Consider the following 20,294-nt stretch of genomic DNA (forward strand, 5'->3'; position numbering starts at 1 on the left):
GCGGGAGACTGGAAAAGCGCGGGACCCCCTCTCCCACACGGGAGAGGGGGTCCCGCGCCATTCCGGTCCCTGAATGTTTCCGGACCGGCCCGGCATGACACGAGCCCGCCGGCGGGCCCGCTGTCAATCTGATCGGCTGGCCTACCAGGTCATTCGCACGCCGCCATAGACCGACAGCGGCTGCACCAGGGTGGTGGTGCGGGGATCGTTCAGCACGTAGCGGCCGGCGAAGTCGTCGCTGCGCTCCAGGAAGGTGCCGAAATTGGCGTAGCGGTTGTTGAACAGGTTGGTCACCAGGCCGAAGATCTGGACGGTCGGCGTCAGCTGGAAGCTGGTGTTGAGGTTGGCGGTGAAATAGGCCGGCAGCTTGCGGTTGAGGTTCGACTCGTCGCCGCGGAAATAGGACGACGAGAACGCCTGCATGTTCATGCCGAAGCGCCATTGCGGCGTGATCGCGTAGTCGAAACCGGCCTTGAACTGGTGCTCGGGCACCAGCGGCAGCTTGTTGCCCGGGCGCACGGTGATGAGCCCGTCATCGGCGAGCGGGTTGTTGGGCGAGGACAGGTCGCCGCGGAACTGGAAGGTGGCGTCGATCAGCGCGTAATTGGCATAGAGGCTCAGCCGCTCGGTGACGTACTCGGCCGCGACCTCGATGCCCTGGCGCTGGGTCGCCGGCACGTTGACGTAATAGCCGCGCGCCGCGTTGCCCGGCACGGCGATCTGCAGGACGTCGTTGGTCAGGTCGGTGCGGAAGGCGCCGAGCTTGTAGTTGAGCAGGCCGCCCTCGTAGAAGTTCGGCACCGCGCCGCGGAAGCCCACCTCGTAGGTGCGCGCCACGACCTGCTTGAGCGGCGGGTCGGCGACCAGCGAGTTCGGCAGCAGGCACGGCCGGTCCGGGTTGGCGCAGGCGAGCTCCAGCGGCGTCGGCGCGCGGTTCGACTCGGAATAGCCGCCGTACAGGGTCAGCCAGTCGTAGAAGCGGTAGGTCAGCCCGGCGACCGGATTGATCCGGCTGAAGTAGTGTGTGCCGGTGACGTCGGGCGAGAAGCCGGTCTGGTCCTGGGTCGAGATGCGGGCGAAGTTCAGCCGCGCGCCGGCGGTGAGCGAGAGCCGGTCGGTGACGTCGAACGTGTCGAGGGCGTAAAGGCCCATATAGAGGTTCGAGCCGGTGACCTGGCTCGGCGCGATGCCGAGCGCCCCGGCGGTGCGGATCGGGCCGATGCCGAGGCCGGGAATATTGCCGTAGGTCGGGTTGTTCGGGTCCGTCGTGATGCTCAGGTCGGGGTTGATCACCCCGAGCGTGCTCGCCGACTTGAAGGTGTAGTTCGCGACGTCGATGCTGCCGCCGACGATGAAGGTGTTGCCGTGGTCGAGGATGCGGTCGCGGTTGGTCGCCTGCAGGCTGCCGCCATAGCCGGTCGCCTCGTTCCGGACGGTGTCGATCGTGCCGTAGGGCACGCCGGCCCGGAACGGGATCTGTTGGTTGCGCGGACCCAGGATCAGGAACTGGTTGGCGAACTGCGCCCGGGTCTGGCCCGGCGCGATCGAGAAGCCGTCATCCTCGAAGCACAAGGAGCCGCGGAAGTTCGAGCGCGACGAGCAATTCTCGAAATTGCCGTCGTTGCCGTCGATGTAGGATTGGCTGAAGCGGCGGACATAGGCGTTGCCCGACAGGTCCCAGGTCGGCGAGATGTTGACCTTGCCGGTGACCTGGATCTGGCCGACCTCGGTGGTGGTGGTCTGCGGATAGGTGAAGATCGCCCGCGGGTCGACATGGGTGAAGTCGACCGGGGTCGCGGCGGCGGCGCCGAAGAAGGTCCGGGCGCCCGACGCGATGACGTGGAACTCGGAATCGAGGCTGCGGTGGCCGATATCGGCGTAGAGGCGACCGATCTCGGACGGCGACTTGTAGCGCCAGCCGGCATCGCGCAGGCCCTCGCCGGCGAAGTAGAAGCTCCAGGGGCCGATCACCTCGCCGTATTGCAGGGTCCCGAGGATGCGGCCGTTCGAGCCGCCCATCACCGAGACTTCCTTGCCCTGCCAGGTGAAGCCGTTCTTCATCTCGATGTTGACCGCGCCGCCGAGCGCGTTGAGGCCGAAGATCGGGTTGCCGGTGACGATGTCGATGCGGTTGATCGCGACCTGGGGAATCAGGTCCCAGTTCACCACGTCGCCGAAGGCCTCGTTGATGCGGGTGCCGTTCTGGTAGACGGCGAGCCCCTGCGGCGCGCCCTGGAGCGGCGAGGCGTCGAAGCCGCGATAGGTCAGGGTCTGGCGGAAGCTGTTGCCCTGGCCGTCGGAGAGGTTCACGCCGGGCGTCGTGCGGGCGAGGGTGAAGGTCGGGTCGAGGGTGGCGCGGTCCTGCTCGAGCTTCCTGGCCGTCACGGTCTCGACGGTGAAGGGCACCTTGGCGAGCGGCAGGGCGCCGCCCTCGATCCGCTCGCCGGCGCTGCGGGTGCCGCCCGCGCCGCCGACCGGCGTCACCGGCACGACGTCGATCGTCTCGAGGGCGATGGTGCCTTGCGCCACGGCCGGCGCGACCAGCGCGGCGGAGACGAGAGCGGTCGTGACCAGAAGTCCCCAGCGCGACGCCACCATGTCCGACACACTCCCCCGACCCGAATCGTCTGTGCGGCGCCGCACGGCGCCTCGCTTGGGTAGGAGAGATAGCGAGCTTCACCATTCTGCCGCAATCCCGCCGGTGGGGGCATTGCACATTCCAGTGGTTCCGAGGCAGAGTTGCCGCCTGTCCGTGGCTTGCCGTGACCTGACGGCAACAATCTGAGAATGCGATAAGACTTTGTTCGGGAAGATTCGGCAATCGAATCTGCTGGATATTCCCGGGTGATCGACTTACCCGTATGGCCCCCCCGTGTCAGGGCTGGATGAGCGTCGCCACCGCCTCGGCCCCGGTGAGGGCGGCGCTGTCCCACTGCGCCGGCCGGTCGATCGCCGCACGCAGCATCGCCTTGTAGACGTGGCGCGGCACCTCCTCGGCACCGAACTGGGCGAGATGGCTGGTGACGAACTGGGCGTCGAGCAGGGTATAGCCGCCGCGCTTCAGCCGGGCGGCGAGGTGGACGAGCGCCACCTTCGAGGCGTCCCGGGCGGTGTGGAACATGCTCTCGCCGAAGAAGGCCGCGCCGAGGGAGACGCCGTAGAGCCCGCCGACCAGGGTCCGGGGCTCGCCGGCATAGACCTCGACGGTGTGGCAATGGCCGAGATCGAACAGCTCGCCGTAGAGGGCGCGGATGCGGGCGTTGATCCAGGTGCGGTCGCTGTCGCGGCGCGGCGCGGCGCAGCCCTCGATCACCGCGTCGAAGTCGTGGTCGGTCACCACTTCGAAGCCGCCGTTGCGCACCGTGCGGGCGAGGCGGCTGCCGAGATGGAAGCGGTCGAGGGGCAGGATGCCCCGCTCCTTCGGCTCGACCCAGTACAGGGTCGGATCGTCCGCATCCTCCGCCATCGGGAAGATGCCGGCCGCATAGGCCTTGAGCAGGATCTCGGCGGTGATCTCGACGTTCAGGCTGCCGTGCATCGACGAGGGTTCCGGGCGCGGACGGGCGGCCACTCTCCACCCGGTTCAGGCTCCGGCAAAGATAGGGCATCGGGCCTCACGCGACGAGGCGCGGCCCGCGGCTCTGGGCCACGGGCCGTCCCCGACCGTGACGGTCTGGCTCAGTTCGACGGGCCGCCCGCCGTGTTGCCGAGGTTCGGGTTCATGCGGCTCGGCATCGCGGCATTGCCACCCTTGGCCGAGTCGACCACGGTCTCGACGGTATTGCGGCCGACGCCGCCGACGGGGGCCGGGCGCTCAGGGTTCACCACGCTGCCGGTGGTGAGGGGGCCGACCACCGGGGCGGCCGGGTTCGGCGCCAGCGGGGCCTGGGTCACCTGGGCGAGGGCGGGGGTGGCCAGCAGGACGGCCACGGCGGCGAGCTTGATCACACGCATCGACAATCTCTTTCGGATAAGATTTGTTCCGGTGCGGCCTCGACTGTTCATGATCGCTGGATAACCAAGAGATCATGAGGTCTGTTCTGGCCGCTGTCGCCAGTAGAACTGGCGAGGCGCCTCGCCGTTCCGCGGCGCCGCAAAAATTTTGCGCACCAACGATTGTTGCAACGCCGCATCCGAAAACGCGAAGGGGCGCCTCGCGGCGCCCCTTCGGAACGAGGGATCCGATCGAGACGGTCCTCAGGCGATCTCGAGCCCGCCGGTCTTGAGGAATTCCTCGAGCCAGTGGATGTCGTAGAGGCCGTTCTGGATGTCGGAATTGCGCACGAGCGTGCGGAACAGCGGCAGCGTCGTGTCGACGCCCGCGACCACGAACTCGTCGAGCGCCCGGCGCAGGCGCATCAGGCACTCGTTGCGGGTGCGGCCGTGCACGATGAGCTTGCCCATCAGCGAATCGTAGTGCGGGGGGATGCGGTAGCCCTGGAAGGCGGCCGAATCGACCCGCACGCCCAAGCCTCCCGGCGGATGGAAATAGGTGATCGTGCCGGGCGAAGGCCGGAAGGTCGCCGGGTGCTCGGCATTGATCCGGCACTCGATGGCGTGACCCTCGACCCGCACGTCCTCCTGGCGCACCGACAGGGGCGCGCCCGCCGCCACCCGGATCTGCTCGTTGACGAGGTCGATCCCGGTGATCATCTCGGTGACAGGGTGCTCCACTTGAATACGAGTGTTCATCTCGATGAAGTAGAACTGCCCGTCCTCGTAGAGGAACTCGATCGTGCCGGCGCCGAGATAGCCCAGCTCCTGCATCGCCCGGGCGACCGTGCCGCCGATCTGCTCGCGCATCTCGGCGTTCAGCGCCGGGGAGGGGCCTTCCTCCCACACCTTCTGGTGCCGGCGCTGGAGCGAGCAATCGCGCTCGGCGAGGTGGATGGCGTTGCCGCGGCCGTCGCCGAGCACCTGCACCTCGATGTGGCGCGGCTTCTCGAGATACTTCTCGATGTAGACCGCGTCGTCGCCGAAGGCGGCCTTCGCCTCGGTGCGGGCGGTCATCAGCGCGTTCTCGATGTCGGCCTCGCTGCGGGCGACCTTCATGCCGCGGCCGCCGCCGCCGGAGGCCGCCTTGATCAGCACCGGATAGCCGATGTCGGCGGCGATGCGCTTGGCCTCGTCAGTGTCGGTGACGCCACCCTCGGAGCCCGGCACGCACGGGATGCCGAGGCGCTTGGCGGTGCGCTTGGCCTCGATCTTATCGCCCATGATCCGGATGTGCTCGGCCTTCGGGCCGATGAAGCCGATGCCGTGGTGGTTCAGCACCTCGGCAAAGCGCGCATTCTCCGACAGGAAGCCGTAGCCCGGATGCACCGCGTCGGCGCCGGTGATCTCGCAGGCGGCGATGATCGACGGGATGTTGAGGTAGCTGTCGCGGGCCGGCGGCGGCCCGATGCACACGCTCTCGTCGGCGAGCCGCACGTGCATGGCGTCGGCATCGGCGGTGGAATGCACCGCCACCGTCGCGATGCCGAGCTCCTTGGCGGCCCGCAGGATCCGGAGCGCGATCTCGCCCCGGTTCGCGATCAGGATCTTGTCGAACATGGGGGCCTTAAACTTATTCGATCAGCAGGAGGGGCTCGCCGAACTCGACCGGCTGACCGTCCTCGATGAAGATCGCCGTCACGGTGCCGGCGCGCGGCGCCACGATGTCGTTGAAGGTCTTCATCGCCTCGACGAGCAGCACCCGGGCGCCGCTCTCGACCCGCGAGCCGACCTCGACGAAGGTCTTGGCCTCCGGCGAGGGCTTGCGGTAGGCGGTGCCGACCATCGGCGAGAGCACCGCGCCCGGATGGGCGGCGAGCGCCTTCGGGTCGGACTCGGCGGTGAGGACCGGGGCGGCGGGGATCGCGGCGGCGGGCAGGGGCGGGGCGGCGGCCGCCACCGGGACCTGCACCTGCTGCACGGCGCGCTCGCGGGCGACGCGGATGCGCAGGTCGCCCTTCTCGACCTCGATCTCGCTGAGATCGGTCTCGGCGATCAGGGTCGCGAGTTCGCGGACGAGCTCGGGGTCGAAGGGGTCATGCTTGTTGTTGGAGGGCACGGGCGGGTCTTCGGCAATCGTGAAAGGGGGCGGGGGCGGGCCCGCCGGGGCGACGCGCGGACGACACGGGGGCGTCTTCCTGTCCGGCGGGCGATCGGCGGGCCTCATAGACCATGCGGCCGGCGCGCGATAGTGGCGCCGGCGCGACGGGCAAGCGGGAACCTCAGCAGGTGGCGTGGCCGCACTGGCGCACGCCGGCCACCGTCTTGCGGATCGGCTCGACGCCGACGGCGCCCGGGATGATCTCGTCGCCGATGATGAAGGCCGGGGTGCCCGACAGGCCGAGCTTGTCGCCCAGCCCCACATTCTCCTGCAGGGCCGCCTGGATGTCGGGGGCCTGCATGTCCTTCTGCAGCTTGGCGATGTCGAGGCCCATCTCCTTGGCCACCGCGATCGCCCGCTCGCCGTTCACCCGGCCGCGGCTCTCCAGCAGGCGGGTGTGGTAGTCGAACAGCTTGTCGCCCTTGAGCTGCTGCTTCGCCGCGAGCGCGACCTTGCTGGCCTCGAGCGAATCGGGTCCGAGCACGGGGAAGTCGCGCAGGACCACCTTCAGCTTCGGGTCGCCCTTGATCAGGGTCTGGAGGTCGTTGAGCGCCCGCTTGCAGTAGCCGCAATTGTAATCGAAGAACTCGACCAGGGTGACGTCGCCGTTCGGGTTGCCGGCGACGAAGCCGTGCGGCGAGTTGTGCAGGGTATCGCGGGTTTCCTTCAGGGCGCTGGCCTGGGCGACCTTCTGGGCCTCCTGCTGGCGCTTCTCCAGCTCGGCCATCGCCTCCTGGAGGATTTCCGGGTTCTTCATCAGGTAGTCGCGCACCACGCCCTCGATCGCCTGGCGCTGGGCGTCGCTCATCGGGCTCGACGCCGCCGGAGCTTGGGCCGCCGGTGCCGCCGGGGTGGTGGTCGGCGATTGCGCCTGCGTCGGGGCAACCGCGGCGACGAGGCCCGCGAGGGCGAGGGCGGGCAGAAGGCGGGGCAGGGGCAGCATCGTCGTCCTCATCGGGGTCGTCCACCGTCGGTGGCGCGCGAACATGGCACGCTCCTTGACCCCTCGGTTAGGCGGTTTCGCGGCGGCCTTGTCAAATCACGCTTGGCGCTGGTGGCGGGGCGCAATCTCCGGCAAATCCCGCTATGTGCGGGGGCGCACCCGTTGCCGTACCCAAGGCCCGTCATGTCCGATCCCGCCGCTCTCGTGTCCCGCCGCGCCGCCCGCGTCGCGCCCTTCCTGGCGATGGACGTGCTCGCCGCCGCGGCGCGGCGCGAGCGGCAGGGCGACAGCGTGGTGCATATGGAGGTGGGCCAGCCCTCGGCCCCGGCGCCGAAATCCGCCATCGCGGCGGCGCAAGCCGCGCTGGCTTCGGGCCGCATCCCCTATACCGAGGCGCTCGGCCTCGCCCCCTTGCGCGAGCGCATCGCCCGCCACTACGCCGAGGCCTACGGGGTCTCGGTGGCGCCCGAGCGGGTCGTCGTCACCACCGGCTCCTCGGCGGGCTTCGTGCTCGCCTTCCTGAGCCTGTTCGATGCCGGCGGGCGCGTCGCCATCGCGGCGCCCGGATACCCGGCCTATCGTTCGGTGCTCCAGGCCGTCGACCTCGAACCGGTGGGGCTCACCTTGCGTGCCGAGGACGGCTTCGTGCCGACCGCTGCCTCGTTACGGGCCGCCCATGCCGCTGCGCCGCTCTCGGGGTTGCTGGTGATGAGCCCGGCCAACCCCTCGGGCACGATGATCGACGAGGCGGGTCTTCGGTCCCTGGCCGAGGCCTGCCGCGCGATGAACCTGCGCTTCATCTCCGACGAGATCTATCACGGCCTGACCTACGGCGTGCCGGCCGCGACGGCGCTCGCCGTCGATCCCGAGGCCATCGTGATCAACTCGTTCTCGAAATACTATTGCATGACCGGCTGGCGCATCGGCTGGATGGTGGTGCCGGACGCCCTGGTGCGGCCGATCGAGCGGCTGGCGCAGAACCTCTACATCTCGGCGCCCTACCTGTCGCAGGTGGCCGCTCTCGCCGCCTTCGAGGCCACCGAGGAGCTGGAACTGGTCAAGGCCGACTACGCCCGCGCGCGGTCGCTGCTCCTCAACGAGTTGCCGTCGATCGGCCTCGGCGACGTGCATCCGGCGGACGGGGCCTTCTATCTCTATGCCGACGTCGCCCGGCTCACCAACGACTCGATCGGATTCTGCCGCCGCATGCTCGACGAGGCCGGCGTCGCGGCGACGCCCGGCCTCGATTTCGACCCGGAGGCCGGCGCCCACCACCTGCGCCTGTCGTTTGCCGGCGGCGAGGCCGAGGCGCAGGAGGCGGTGCGGCGGCTCAGGGGCTGGCTTCGGTGATCGGAGGAGGACCCGAGCATGAGTGATCTGCACCCGGCGGCCGCAGGCGGGTTTTCCGCCGGTGCCGAGACCTATGCCCGCGGCCGGCCGGACTATCCGGCAGCCCTGAGCGCCTGGCTGCGCGAGACCCTGCGTCTCGAGCCCGGCCGGAGCGTCGCGGATCTCGGCGCCGGTACCGGCAAGTTCACCCGCCTGCTGGCGACGACCGGCGCCGACGTGACGGCGATCGAGCCGGTCGACGCGATGCGGGCGCAGCTCGCCGCCTCGCTTCCCGGCGTGACGGCGCGTCCCGGCTCCGCCGAGGCGATGCCGCTGGCAGATGCCAGCCTCGACGCGCTCGTCTGCGCCCAGGCCTTCCACTGGTTCTCGACGAAGGCGGCGCTCGCCGAGATCCGCCGGGTTCTCAAGGTCGGGGGCCGCTTCGGCCTGGTCTGGAACGTCCGCGACGACGGCACACCCTGGGTGGCGGAGCTGACCACGATCATGAACGCCCACGAGGGTGACGCGCCGCGCTACCACACGGGGGTCTGGCGGGGGCTGTTTCCGGCCGAGGGCTTCGGGCCCCTGCACGAGGCGTCGTTTCCGCACGGCCATACCGGCACGCCCGAGCAGGTGATCCTCGACCGCACCCTGTCGGTGAGCTTCATTGCGGCGTTGCCGGAGGCGGAGCGGGCAAAGGTGGCGCAGAGCGTGCGCGACCTCATCGCCCGGACGCCGGAACTGGCCGGTCGTGACGCGGTGACGTTTCCGTACCGGACGTTCGTCTATTGGTGCGAGCGGGTTTGCTGAGATTTTATTTGATCGAGACGATCGGGTTCAAACCCTCCATCGTCATCCCGGGGCCGCGCGGCGGAACCCGGGATCCATAATCGCTGACAGTGCAGGATGAGGCGGAACGCTAAACGCCTTGTCCGGCATCGTCATTATTTATGGATCTCGGGTTCTCGACTTCGTCGAGCCCTGGGATGACGCGGAAAGGTGTCAGCGGCTCTGCCAGATCGACTGGGCTGGACAATCAACGATTTCCCAGGAGAGGCGAACGTCACTCCCCGGCCGCCGCCCGCTCCAACGCCGCCACGTCGATCCGGACCATGCCCTGCATCGCGGCAAACACCCGGGCGGCGACGGCGGGGTCCGGGTCGGCGAGCAGCCGCGGCAGGATCTCGGGGAAAATCTGCCAGGGCACGCCCCAGCGGTCGCGCAGCCAGCCGCACTGGATTTCGCTGCCGCCGCCACTCAGAAGCCCGTCCCACAGGTGGTCGACCGCTTCCTGATCCGGGCAGGCGACGGCGATCGAGGCGGCGGTGCCGTACTCGGCCTTCATGCCGCCGTTCAGGGCCTGGAAGCTCTGCCCGCCGAGGGTGAAGCTCACCAGGATCGCGGCGCCGGGCTCGCCCCCGGGCCAGGGACCCGGGGCACGCAGGATCGGCCCGAGCTGCGAACCCGGGACGAGGGCGACGTAGGTGCGCACCGCCTCCTCGGCGTCGCGCGCGAACCACAAGCAGGTGCTGACAGCGGCCATGGTCGTGTCTCCCGTCATACGCTTTCCGATTGATCGCTTCGCGATGCGGAACGCGGCTTCGCTCAGAGCCGCGCGGCGAGGGCGGCAAGCTGGTCGGCGCATCGGCCCCAGCCATCGTGAAAACCCATCGCCTCGTGGGCGGCGCGATCCTCCGCATTCCAGTGGCGGGCGAGCGCGGTGTAGCGGGTGGCCCCGCCCTCGGGCGCGAAGGTGATGATGCCGGTGAAGAACGGCTTTTCCGCCGGCTCCCAGGCGCGGGTATAGGCGTCGGTGAAGACGATGCGGGCATTCTCGACCAGCTCGAGATAGACGCCGCTGCTCGCGAACTCGCTGCCGTCCGGGCCCCGCATGACGATGCGGGTCGCGCCGCCGGGACGAAGCTCCGTCTCGGCCGCGGCGACCGTGAAGGGCTTGGGGGCGAACCACTGCCTGATCAGGTCCGGCTCGGTCCAGGCGCGGTAGAGCGCGGCCGCCGGGGCCGGGATCAGGCGGGTGAGGACGAGGTCGCGTCCGGTCGGATCGGTCATGGGCGTGCTCGGCAGTCGGGGAGGGGGGACCAAGGGCCCGGTCCCGGCGCGGCATCAGCGTTTCTGCTGGTTCATCGCCCAGACCACCCCGAAGGGATCGCGCAGCTGGCCGTAGCGGTCGCCCCAGAACATCTCGGCCGGCGGCATCAGCGCGGTGGCGCCGGCCTCGACCGCGTGGGCGTAGCGGGCGTCGATATCCTCCACCATCAATGTCAGGGTGAAGGCCTGCGGCGCTGCCAGGGCGCAGCCCTGTTCCGGAAAGGCGTCGCTCAGCATCAGCGACGAGCCGTTGACGTGAAGGTGCACGTGCGGCGTCCGCCCCTGCGGATCGGCCGGCATCGCCGCCACGATCTCGGCTCCGAAGGCGCGGACGTAGAACTCGGCCGCCCTCCGAGCGCCGTCCAGCATCAGGTAGGTGACGAGGCCGCCCTTCACCGGGGCCATCTTGGGGGTTTCTTTGGGGGTTGCGTCGCTCATGGGTCCTCTCCTCGGATGGGCCGGTCGTCGATGCTGCCTCGCTTGGCGGCCTCGCTTGGCGGCCTCGCTGCAAGGACGGGCGGCAGGGCCGCGTCCCGACAGCCCGGCTTCAGATTTTTTCGGGGGCCGCGGATTCGTCCCCGGCCAGCCGGTCGAGCTGGCGGCGGATATGCGCGGCCTCGGCCGGAGTGCCGGCGAGCGCGATCGCCCGGCCCATCGCCTCCCGCGCCTCGTCGTTGCGGCCGAGCTGCATCAGCAGGGCGCCGCGCAGGCCGTGGAAGTGGAAATAGCCCTGGAGCGGCCCGGCCAGGGGCTCGACGAGGGCGAGCCCGGCCGCCGGGCCGGCGACCTTGGTGGTCGCCACCGCACGGTTGAGCGTCACGACCGGCGAGGGCTGCATCCGCTCCAGCGCCGCATAGAGCGCGTCGATCCCGGCCCAGTCGGTCGCCTGCGGCTGCGCGGCGCGGGCATGCAGGGCGGCGATCGCCGCCTGGACCTGGTAGGGGCCGGGGCCGCGGTGGCGCATCGCCTTGTCGACGAGGGCCAGTCCCTCGGCGATCATGGGCTTGCGCCAGAGCCCACGATCCTGCTCCTCCAGCAGGATGATCTCGCCGTCGGCATCGAAGCGGGCCGGCGAGCGGGCGTGCTGGAGCAGCATCAGGGCAAGCAGCCCCATCACCTCCGGGTCGGTGGAAAACAGCCGCAGGAGCAGGCGGCCGAGGCGGATCGCCTCGTCGCAGAGGACGGCCCGCTCCGAGCCGGTCGCCGCCGAGTAGCCGGCATTGAAGACGAGATAGAGCATCGCCGCGACGGCCGCGAGCCGCTCCGCCCGCTCGGCCGGTCCCGGCGCCCCATACGGCACCGGGCTCCTGGCGATGCGGGCCTTGGCGCGGGTGAGGCGCTGCTCCATCGCCGCCTCCGAGACCAGGAAGGCGCGGGCGATGCGTGCGACGGGAAGCCCCGAGACGATGCGGAGCGCCAGCGCGACCTGCTGCGTCGCCGGCAGGTCCGGATGGCAGCAGATGAACAGGAGCCGCAGGATGTCGTCCCGGTAGGCCTGCGCGTCGATCGCCTCGGCGAGCGGCGTCTCGGCGTCGTCGAGATCGGACACGGCTTCCTCCGCCGGCAGCGGCGCCTGGCGGGCGCGGCGGCGCGTGCCGTCGAGGGCGCAGTTGCGCCCGACCAGGATCAGCCAGGCCGCCACGTCCCGCGGCGGGCCGGTGCGGGGCCAGGTGCGCAGGGCCCGCAGGCTCGCCTCTTGGAAGGCCTCCTCGGCAATGTCGAGATCGCGAAACACCCGCAGCAGGGCCGAGACCACCCGCGGCCGCGCCGCCGCGAGGGCGCAAGCCAGCCACGCGGGGTCGGGCGACGCCTCGCTCAACGTTCCGCCCGGCGCGGATCGGGCGAGGATGCGGCACTCGGGCGTGGATCGGGGTTGTAGAGCAGGACCGGGCGCAATTCGTAGGCGCCGCCCGGATTGGCGCTCGCGAGGTCGCGGGCGACTTCCAACGCCTCATCGAGGTCGGCGACGTCGACGACGTAGAAGCCGAGCAACTGCTCCTTGGTCTCGGCGAAGGGACCGTCGATCACGAGCGGCGGCTCGCTCGCCTTGCGCAAGGTCGTGGCGGCAGTGGTCGGCAGGAGCCGCAAGGACGGGCCGAGCTTGCCCCGGCGCTCCAGCGTCTCGTGCACCCGGCCGAGCCGCTCCATCACCGCCTCGTCCTCCGCGGCGCTCCAGGCGGCAACGACGTCCTCGTCCTTGTAGCACAGGATGGCGTAGAGCATGGTCGATCCTCCCTCGTTTCAAGGACGCATGACGCGGCCCGGATCCGACAAGGATCGCTCAGAATTCCCGATCTGCGAAATGGCCCGGACCAGAGCATTTTCCGACGAAGTGGATGCCGGTTCGTCGCAGAAAATGCGGCAAAATCAAAGGCCTAGAGAGCTTCGCGATTGCAATGCGATCTTGAAGTGCTCTAGAGGATTTTCCGACGAAGTGGATGCCGGTTCGCCGAAGAAGATGCGGCAAGACGAAGACTTGGAGCAATTCGCGATTGCAGCGCGATCGCGAATTGCTCTAGCGCCGGGCGCCCTCGGCGGCGTTCACCATCCCCTTGGCGGCGGTCTCGAAGGCCTGGAAGGCCGGTATGGCGGTGCCCCAGTCGCCACGTCCCAGGGCCTCGGCCATGGCGGCGGCATGACGATGCGCCTCGGCGCCGGCCGCGACGAGCCGCGCGGCGGCGGGATCGGCAGGGTCGAGCCCGAGATCCGCCGCGGCATCGCGGAAGGGCGGCACGGCCGCGGAGACCTGTCCGAGCCCGACCAGGGCCGCCGCGAGGCGGCGCTTCCACATCGCCATATCGGCCGGCAGGCGCACCAGGGCGTACGCCGGTAGGCCGCGGGCGGCGCCGGTCTTGAGGGCTTCCTGCGCCGCGGTCTCGGCCCGCACCAGGATCGTCATCAGCCCGGTGATCTCGGTGCTGGTCTTCTGCGCCTTGCCGGCGACCTGCTGCACGCTGGAGGAGATCTCGGCGGTCGCCGCCTCCTGCTGGCCCAGCACCTCGGCGAGCGCCCGGATGCCTTCCGCCGAGCGGGCCACGGCCTGGCCTTCCTGCGCCACCCGCGCCTCGACCCGGGCGACCGCGGCCGTGCCGCCCGCCACGGCCTGCCGGCTCTCGGCCACGGCGGCCTGGATCGCCGCGAGTTCCTGGAGCAGCACCGCCAGGCGGCCGCGGATCTGCTCGGTGGCCCGGGCGGTCTGGCCGGAGAGCTGCTTGACCTCGGCCGCCACCACGGCGAAGCCGCGGCCGGCCTCGCCGGCCCGGGCCGCCTCGATCGTCGCGTTGAGGGCGAGAAGGTTGGTCTGGCTCGAGATCGCCTCGATCGTGCCGGCCATCTCCTGGATCTGGAGGGCGGCGCCCTCGAAGCCGGTCAGGCGCTGCTCGATCTGCCCGGCATGGGTCTCGATCGCCGCCATGGTGCGGCTCGCCTCGCGCATGTCCGCCGCGCAGGCCGCGATCCCGCCCGTCGCCTGCTCGGCGACGTCGGCGCTGGCCTGCGAGCGGCCGGCGAGTTCCCGGGTCGAGGCCGCCACCTCCTCGACGGCCGCCGCCATGGCGCGGGTCTGCCCGGCGATCTCGCTGGCGTCGTGCGTCATCCAGCCCAGTACCGTGGCGGCCTCCGAGGCCTCCGCGGCCACGCGGGCGGTGCTGCCGAGATCGGCCGCGGCGGCCTCGCGCGTCTGGGCGACGAGGCGCGCCAGCGCGGTCGCGAGCCGCCCGTTCCCCAGCTCGGTGCCGGCCGTACCGGCCCGGTCGACCATGCCGGCGAGTCGATCCTCGATCATCTCGGGCGTCTCGACGGGGGCGGGCGTGGCGGCCTTACGGGAGCGGAACATGGCAGACATCCAGGGGAGCACGACACGATCTCTCGCCGATCTCCGTATCGTTTTCGTTAACGCCCACATCAGGTCATGAAGTAGCATGTTAGTTGACCTTCAGTCCTCCATTTTTGGATGCGCTGTCGTGGTATCCATATACCCGCTGGTATTGTGTTTGCATGCGATGGTTGTGAGGTCTCGCGACGCCGCATTGCATAAAGTGCCGCATTCACCGGTCGGTTGCCCCAGGCCATTCGCCGTAGATTCGATGCCCCGACGAACGACGCGGGCCGCGCTCCTTCTGGAGCGCGGCCCGCGTCGTTCGTTGGCAAATGGTGGGGACGGGCCTCATGCCCGTCCCGGGATCGGTTACTCGCCGCCGATCGCCGCCTTGGTGCGGGACCACCAGCCGGCCCGCTTCGGGCGGTCCGGATCGGGCGGGGTGAGCACGACCGCCACAGGCTCGGGTTCGGGCTCCGACGCGGGAGCCGGCACCTCGGGCTCGGGCGCCGGCGCGGTTCCGGAGCCGTGAACGGACTCACCGGCCGGGGCGGGGGCCTCGATCGCCTCGGCGGTCAGGGCCTCGCGCTCGACTGCCGGGAGATCGGGCGCCGCGACCGGGCTGCCGACCGCCTCGGGCGTCGGCCCGGCGATCTCGTCGAGGGCGACGATCTCCTCGGCCAGCGAATCCTGCACCAGGCTGGCGCCGGTCTCACCCGGCTCGGCCCCGGCCACGACCTCGTCGCCGATCGTGCCGACGCTCTCCTCGGCGCGGTCGCGCCCGCGCCCACCCCGGCGTCCGCGCCGGCGGCGGCGGCTCAGGGCCTCCTCGCGGCTCTCGCGCTCGGGGGCCGCGCCGTCCTCGGTGATCGGGATCGACACGGCCTGGGACCCTTGCTCGGAATCCGGCTCGGCCGAAGCCCGGACCGGCTCGTCGCCGGCCTCGTCCGCCTCGTGACCCTCGGCCTCGCCGCGCTCGCCCCGGCCGCGCCGACGGCGGCGGCGACGGCGACGCTTGCCCCCGCCCTCGTCCTCGCCGGCCGCGCCCTCGGCGGTCTCCGCCTCGGCCTCGCCCTCGGCCTCGGCGTCCACGTCGGCCTCACCCTCGGCCTCACCCTCGGCCTCGGCCTCCTCGACGATCTCGTCCTCGTCCTCGTCGTCCTCCTCCAGCGGCGGCGGCAGCACCGCCTCGGCCCGGATGCTGGTGACGGGGCGCGGCTCGACCCGCTGGGCGATGTCGCCGCGCTCGAGGTGGAAGGCCGAGGTCGCGGCCAGCCGCTCGTCGGCCGCGATGATGATCGCGACGCCGAACCGCGCCTCGAGCTCGTGCAGGTGGGCCCGCTTCTGGTTGAGGATGTAGAGCGCCACCTCGGTCCGGGTGCGCAGGATCAGGTTGTGGCTGCTCGACTTGATCAGCGCTTCCTCGATCGCCCGCAGGATCAAGAGGGCCACCGAGGCGGTCGCCCGCACGAAGCCAGAGCCGCCGCAATGCGGGCAGGGCACCGACGAGGATTCGAGCACGCCGGTGCGGATGCGCTGGCGCGACATCTCGAGCAGGCCGAAGGGCGAGATCCGGCCGACCTGGATGCGGGCGCGGTCGTTCTTCAGGCACTCGTTCAGCTTCTTCTCGACGGCGCGGTTGTTCCGCTTCTCCTCCATGTCGATGAAGTCGATGACGATGAGGCCGGCGAGGTCGCGCAGGCGCAGCTGGCGCGCCACCTCCTCGGCGGCCTCCAGGTTCGTCTTGAACGCGGTGTCCTCGATGTCGTGCTCGCGGGTGGCTCTCCCGGAGTTCACGTCGATCGAGACCAGGGCCTCGGTCGGGTTGATGACGAGGTAGCCGCCCGAGCGCAGGGAGACGTGGCTGGAGAACATCGCGTCGAGCTGCTGCTCGACCCCGAAGCGGGCGAAGACCGGCGTCGGGTCGCGGTAGGGCTTCACCACCTTCGACTGCGTCGGCATCAGCATCCGCATGAAGTCCTTGGCCTCGCGGTAGGCGTCCTCGCCCGCGACCAGAACCTCGTCGATATCCTTGTTGTAGAGGTCGCGGATGGCGCGCTTGATCAGCGAGCCCTCCTCGTAGACGAGCGCCGGCGCGGCCGACGACAGCGTCAGCTCGCGCACGCTCTCCCACAGCCGCATCAGGTACTCGAAGTCGCGCTTGATCTCCGGCTTGGTGCGCGAGGCGCCGGCCGTGCGCAGGATGACGCCCATCCCCTCGGGCACTTCGAGGTCGGTGGCGATCTCCTTCAGGCGCTTGCGGTCGGCCGCGCTGGTGATCTTGCGCGAGATGCCGCCGCCCCGGCCGGTATTGGGCATCAGCACCGAGTAGCGGCCGGCCAGCGACAGGTAAGTGGTGAGCGCCGCGCCCTTGGTGCCGCGCTCCTCCTTGACGACCTGGACCAGGATGACCTGCCGGCGCTTGATCACCTCCTGGATCTTGTAGTGCCGGCGCGGGGTGCGGGGGCGCTCGGGGATTTCGGCCAGCGCGTCGCCGCGGCCGCCGACCTGCTCGACGACCGCTTCCTCGTGGTCCTCGTCCTCGTCGTCGTCCTCGTCTTCCCCGTCCTCGTCCTCGTCATCCTCGTCGTCGGACTCGTCCTCGTGGTCCTCGTCCGAATCGTCGTCTTCGTCCGCATCCTCGTCGGCCTCGACCTCCGCCTCGGCGGCGTCGACCGGCTGCGAGGCGGCGACGGGCTGGGGCAGGACGGCGTCGTCGACGGGCGAAGCGGCCTCGGCGGTCTCGGTCGCGGCGGGTGCGGCCGCGGTCTCCGCGACGGGGGCGGGCTCCGCCGACACGGCGGCGACGATCGCCGCCGGGATCTCGGATCCGGCCTCGCCCTGCATCGGGGCGGCCTCGTCGGCGGCAGCCTCGACCGCGTGGTCCTCGGCGGCGGGCGCCTGCGAGGCTGCACCGTCTTCGGCCAGGTTGGCGTGAGCCGAGTTGTCCTGCGCGACCGCATCGCCGGCCTGGGCGTGGCCCTGGGCCTCGACGGACGACACGTGCGACTCGGGTTCGCCGGCCGGGGCGGTGTCCTGCGCCGGATGCTCGCGACCCTCGGGCCGGACATCCTCCTGGTGCGGGGCGTCCGGAGCCGGGTTCTCCTGCGCCGAAATCTCCTGCGCCGGAGCGTCCTGGGCGACCGTCACTTGGGCGACCGTCTCCTGGGCGAAGGTCTCCTGCGCCAGCGTCTCCCGGGGATGGGCGTCCTGCCAGTCGGTCGTCTCGGCGCGGGTCTCCGGCGCGGCGCCGTCCTGCCCGGCAGCCTCCTGCGAGTCCTGGGCGGGAGCGCTCACCACGGCGTCGGCCGGGCGCGACGAGGCCTCCGCCCGGCGGCCGCGGCGGCGCCGGCGGCGCGGCTGGTCGCTGCGCTCCGAGCGGTCTCCGCGCTCCGGACGCTCGCTGCGCTCTTGGCGCTCCTGGCGCTCGGGACGCTCCTCGTGCTCGCGCTCGGCCCGCGCCTCCTCCTCGAGGAGCGCCATCCGGTCGGCGATCGGGATCTGGTAATAGTCGGGGTGGATCTCGCTGAAGGCGAGGAAGCCGTGGCGGTTGCCCCCGTACTCGACGAAGGCGGCCTGCAGCGACGGCTCGACCCGCGTGACCTTGGCGAGATAGATGTTGCCGCGCAGCTGGCGGCGGCTAGCGGATTCGAAGTCGAATTCCTCGACCTTCGAACCCTTGACCGTCACCACCCGGGTCTCTTCCGGGTGGGCGGCATCGATGAGCATCTTGTTGGCCATGACGAACTTTCGGCATGGCGACCGACGGCAGCGCCGCTGGACGGGGGCATCCGGGAACGGATCGCGAGGCGGAAACCCTCGGGGATCCTGGCCGGATGCGGGAGGACGAGCCTCCGTAATCCGGTGCCGCCCCGGGCGCGGAAACCTGCGCCGGGAGGGCTCTCCCGTGCCGTGCCCGGTCGGGCGCGGCGGATGATGTCGTGCGGATCATGCCGTCAATCGCCGCTGCGCGCATCCACGCGCGCGAGGGGTTGACGATGGCCGGGGGCAGGGGGCGCGGACGGGCGCGACGCCGGACGCGTGCGCCGGGGACGGCAGCTTCGAGATCCGAGGCTGTGCGTCCACGCATTCTCCCACCGACCTTTCGAATCGAGGCGCCGGGACGCGAGGGTCCGGCCGCCGGTAAAACAGGGCGACGACGTTCACGAACGCCGTCGCGGATCGAAAGACACCTGCCCGGCTCGCGAGATCGTCGGACGATCCGCCGGCGGCCGGCCAGCGCCGAAGCCGCTTCAGGAGCGTCCGGGCGAGCCCGTGGTCCGCGGCGAAAAGCCGGCGGCAACGGGCAGGGGTCACCATCATTACAGAGTGTCCGGCGGAATTTGCAAGCATCATCACGGGGCTCGGGCCCGATGGCCCGTCATTCCCTGTGACCCACGCGGCGACGACCGCGTCCCGCCCTGTGTACCCCCGCGGCCACAGCCGCTCGCCGGCGATCCGAAGGCCTTTGCGATGCGTTAACCATGGCGCGGTTATCGCGTAACCGGGATGCCGCCTGAGGTCGCCGCGAGACCATGTCGACACGCGCACGTCCGATCCGCCTGCTCGTCCGCGCCGCCCTCGTGGCCACGGGCTTGTTCCTGCCGGCCGCCGCTGGCGCCACCCCGCCGGCGCCCGACCGCGCGGCGGAGCGGCCTGCCGCCGAGCGATCCGCCGCGGACCGTCCCGCGGTGGCGATCGCCGCCGAGACGGCGGTGATCCCTGAAGGCGGCACCCGCCTGACCGTGGTGCTGTCGCGGCCGGTCGAGGCCCGGGCCTTCGTGATGGAGCGGCCGGACCGGGCGATCGTCGACCTGCCCGAGGTCAATTTCCAGCTGCCCCCCGAGGCCGGCCGCAAGCGCGAGGGCCTCGTCGCCTCCTATCGCTACGGCCTGTTCGCCCCCGGGCGCTCGCGCATCGTCATCGACCTGGCGCAGACCGCCACCGTGGCGCGGGTCGCGACCACGACCCGCCCGCGGGACGGGGCGACCCTGCTGACCATCGATCTCGCCCGCAGCGACCGCGAGGCCTTCCGCCGCGCCGCGCAACCCCCCGAGCCGCCCCGCGCGGCGGGCCCGCCCGCCCGCGAGGGCGTCGATTCGCGTCCCCTCGTCATCATCGATGCCGGCCATGGCGGGATCGATCCGGGCGCCATCGCGGGCAACGGGGTCTACGAGAAGGACATCGTGTTCGGGGTGGCCCAAGGGCTGGTCCAGCGCCTGGAGGCCGGCGGCCGGATCCGGGTGCAGATGACCCGCGACCGCGACGTGTTCGTGCCGCTGAACGAGCGGGTGCGCATCGCCCGCGACGCCCGCGCCGACCTGTTCGTGTCGATCCACGCCGATTCGATCTCGGCCGCCCCGCAGGTGCGCGGCGCCACCATCTATACCGGCTCGGAGAAGGCCACCGACGCCGAATCGGCGCGGCTCGCCGACCGCGAGAACAAGGCCGACGCGGCGGCCGGCGCCGACCAGGGCGAGGGCCCGGGCGACGTCGCCGACATCCTGCAGGAACTCACCCTGCGCGAGACCCGCGGCTTCTCCGCCCGCTTCGCCAAGGGATTGTTCACCCGCCTGTCCGGCGTGATGGAGATGAGCGCCAAGCCCCACCGCGAGGCCGGGTTCCGGGTGCTGCGTTCCCCCGACGTGCCCTCGGTGCTGGTCGAGCTCGGCTACCTGTCGAGCAAGCGCGACCTCGACCTCCTGCTCTCCGACGAATGGCGGGCCACCGTCACCGGCCAGATGGCCGAGGCGATCGAGGCGTTCTTCGCCGCCCGCCTGCCGCCGGCCCTCGCCCGCGGGACCGAGGCGCCGCGTCTCGGCAAGGCCGCCCAGATCGCACCCGCCCCAGTTTCACCATAGATAACGTGTCGATAGGGACCCGTCGGCCCCTCGCTGTCCTGGCTTTCGCGAGCCGCTTCCGCTAAGCGCGGGAGCGGTGTCGCGCGCCGCCACGGCTGTCGCGTTTCCGTGAGGAGCCGTGCCCGGGCGTGGCTTCAGCCG

The 20,294-nt window shown here is 70.9% G+C and carries 16 protein-coding genes; 3 read left to right on the top strand and 13 right to left on the bottom strand.

The annotated features are described in order from the left end of the window. Positions 1 to 141: 141 nt before the first annotated feature. The 6 genes from AC3AOF_RS19185 to AC3AOF_RS19210 all read right to left on the bottom strand — a co-directional run bounded on the left by AC3AOF_RS19185 (position 142) and on the right by AC3AOF_RS19210 (position 7,037). Positions 142 to 2,598 carry a TonB-dependent receptor gene (locus AC3AOF_RS19185; protein WP_488346196.1) on the bottom strand — a complete coding sequence of 819 codons (2,457 nt, stop codon included), beginning with the start codon at positions 2,596 to 2,598 and terminating at the stop codon, positions 142 to 144. Between the two features lie 277 nt (positions 2,599 to 2,875). Beyond that, entirely contained in the window at positions 2,876 to 3,538 is a 663-nt protein-coding gene (aat, locus tag AC3AOF_RS19190) for a leucyl/phenylalanyl-tRNA--protein transferase (RefSeq protein WP_488346197.1), read from the bottom strand. A gap of 140 nt (positions 3,539 to 3,678) precedes the next feature. Continuing rightward, positions 3,679 to 3,954 (bottom strand): hypothetical protein, encoded by a 276-nt coding sequence (locus tag AC3AOF_RS19195; RefSeq protein WP_236989366.1) that lies wholly within the window; start codon positions 3,952 to 3,954, stop codon positions 3,679 to 3,681. A 243-nt stretch (positions 3,955 to 4,197) separates the two neighbouring features. Then, the gene (accC, locus tag AC3AOF_RS19200) at positions 4,198 to 5,553 is read right to left on the bottom strand and encodes an acetyl-CoA carboxylase biotin carboxylase subunit (protein ID WP_236989365.1); all 1,356 of its coding nucleotides are present in this window, start codon (positions 5,551 to 5,553) and stop codon (positions 4,198 to 4,200) included. Positions 5,554 to 5,566: 13 nt separating this feature from the next. Then, the gene (gene accB / locus AC3AOF_RS19205; protein ID WP_236989364.1) at positions 5,567 to 6,052 is read right to left on the bottom strand and encodes an acetyl-CoA carboxylase biotin carboxyl carrier protein; all 486 of its coding nucleotides are present in this window, start codon (positions 6,050 to 6,052) and stop codon (positions 5,567 to 5,569) included. Between the two features lie 163 nt (positions 6,053 to 6,215). Next, complete coding sequence (locus AC3AOF_RS19210; protein WP_236992745.1) at positions 6,216 to 7,037, bottom strand: DsbA family protein; 822 nt, start codon at positions 7,035 to 7,037, stop codon at positions 6,216 to 6,218. Positions 7,038 to 7,220: 183 nt separating this feature from the next. Between AC3AOF_RS19210 and AC3AOF_RS19215 the strand changes: the two genes are divergently transcribed. Together AC3AOF_RS19215 and AC3AOF_RS19220 are read left to right on the top strand one after the other, a co-directional pair. Beyond that, positions 7,221 to 8,387 (top strand): aminotransferase class I/II-fold pyridoxal phosphate-dependent enzyme, encoded by a 1,167-nt coding sequence (locus AC3AOF_RS19215; protein ID WP_488346198.1) that lies wholly within the window; start codon positions 7,221 to 7,223, stop codon positions 8,385 to 8,387. 18 nt (positions 8,388 to 8,405) lie between these two features. After that, entirely contained in the window at positions 8,406 to 9,176 is a 771-nt protein-coding gene (locus tag AC3AOF_RS19220; protein WP_236989362.1) for a class I SAM-dependent methyltransferase, read from the top strand. A gap of 253 nt (positions 9,177 to 9,429) precedes the next feature. On the opposite strand, the gene AC3AOF_RS19225 is transcribed toward AC3AOF_RS19220, so the two are convergent. The 7 genes from AC3AOF_RS19225 to AC3AOF_RS19255 form a co-directional block, all read right to left on the bottom strand. Continuing rightward, positions 9,430 to 9,909, bottom strand: a complete 480-nt coding sequence (locus AC3AOF_RS19225; protein WP_488346199.1) for a VOC family protein — start codon at positions 9,907 to 9,909, stop codon at positions 9,430 to 9,432. A 62-nt stretch (positions 9,910 to 9,971) separates the two neighbouring features. Beyond that, positions 9,972 to 10,436 (bottom strand): SRPBCC family protein, encoded by a 465-nt coding sequence (locus tag AC3AOF_RS19230; protein WP_488346200.1) that lies wholly within the window; start codon positions 10,434 to 10,436, stop codon positions 9,972 to 9,974. A 54-nt stretch (positions 10,437 to 10,490) separates the two neighbouring features. After that, positions 10,491 to 10,913 (bottom strand): VOC family protein, encoded by a 423-nt coding sequence (locus tag AC3AOF_RS19235; protein ID WP_236989359.1) that lies wholly within the window; start codon positions 10,911 to 10,913, stop codon positions 10,491 to 10,493. A gap of 109 nt (positions 10,914 to 11,022) precedes the next feature. Next, positions 11,023 to 12,294: an RNA polymerase sigma factor gene (locus AC3AOF_RS19240; protein ID WP_488346201.1), complete on the bottom strand. Its 1,272-nt coding sequence runs from the start codon at positions 12,292 to 12,294 to the stop codon at positions 11,023 to 11,025. Further along, entirely contained in the window at positions 12,291 to 12,698 is a 408-nt protein-coding gene (locus AC3AOF_RS19245) for a YciI family protein (protein WP_236989357.1), read from the bottom strand. The genes AC3AOF_RS19240 and AC3AOF_RS19245 overlap by 4 nt, the downstream gene beginning before the upstream one ends. Before the next feature lie 292 nt (positions 12,699 to 12,990). Then, positions 12,991 to 14,310: a methyl-accepting chemotaxis protein gene (locus AC3AOF_RS19250; RefSeq protein WP_488346202.1), complete on the bottom strand. Its 1,320-nt coding sequence runs from the start codon at positions 14,308 to 14,310 to the stop codon at positions 12,991 to 12,993. 351 nt (positions 14,311 to 14,661) lie between these two features. Continuing rightward, a complete protein-coding gene (locus AC3AOF_RS19255; RefSeq protein ID WP_488346203.1) occupies positions 14,662 to 18,033 on the bottom strand; it encodes an Rne/Rng family ribonuclease in 3,372 nt (1,123 codons plus the stop codon). A 794-nt stretch (positions 18,034 to 18,827) separates the two neighbouring features. Between AC3AOF_RS19255 and AC3AOF_RS19260 the strand changes: the two genes are divergently transcribed. Further along, positions 18,828 to 20,153: an N-acetylmuramoyl-L-alanine amidase gene (locus tag AC3AOF_RS19260; RefSeq protein WP_488346204.1), complete on the top strand. Its 1,326-nt coding sequence runs from the start codon at positions 18,828 to 18,830 to the stop codon at positions 20,151 to 20,153. The last annotated feature ends 141 nt before the right edge of the window (positions 20,154 to 20,294 follow it).

It is taken from the genome of Methylobacterium sp. 142-1Y (genome assembly GCF_057747795.1).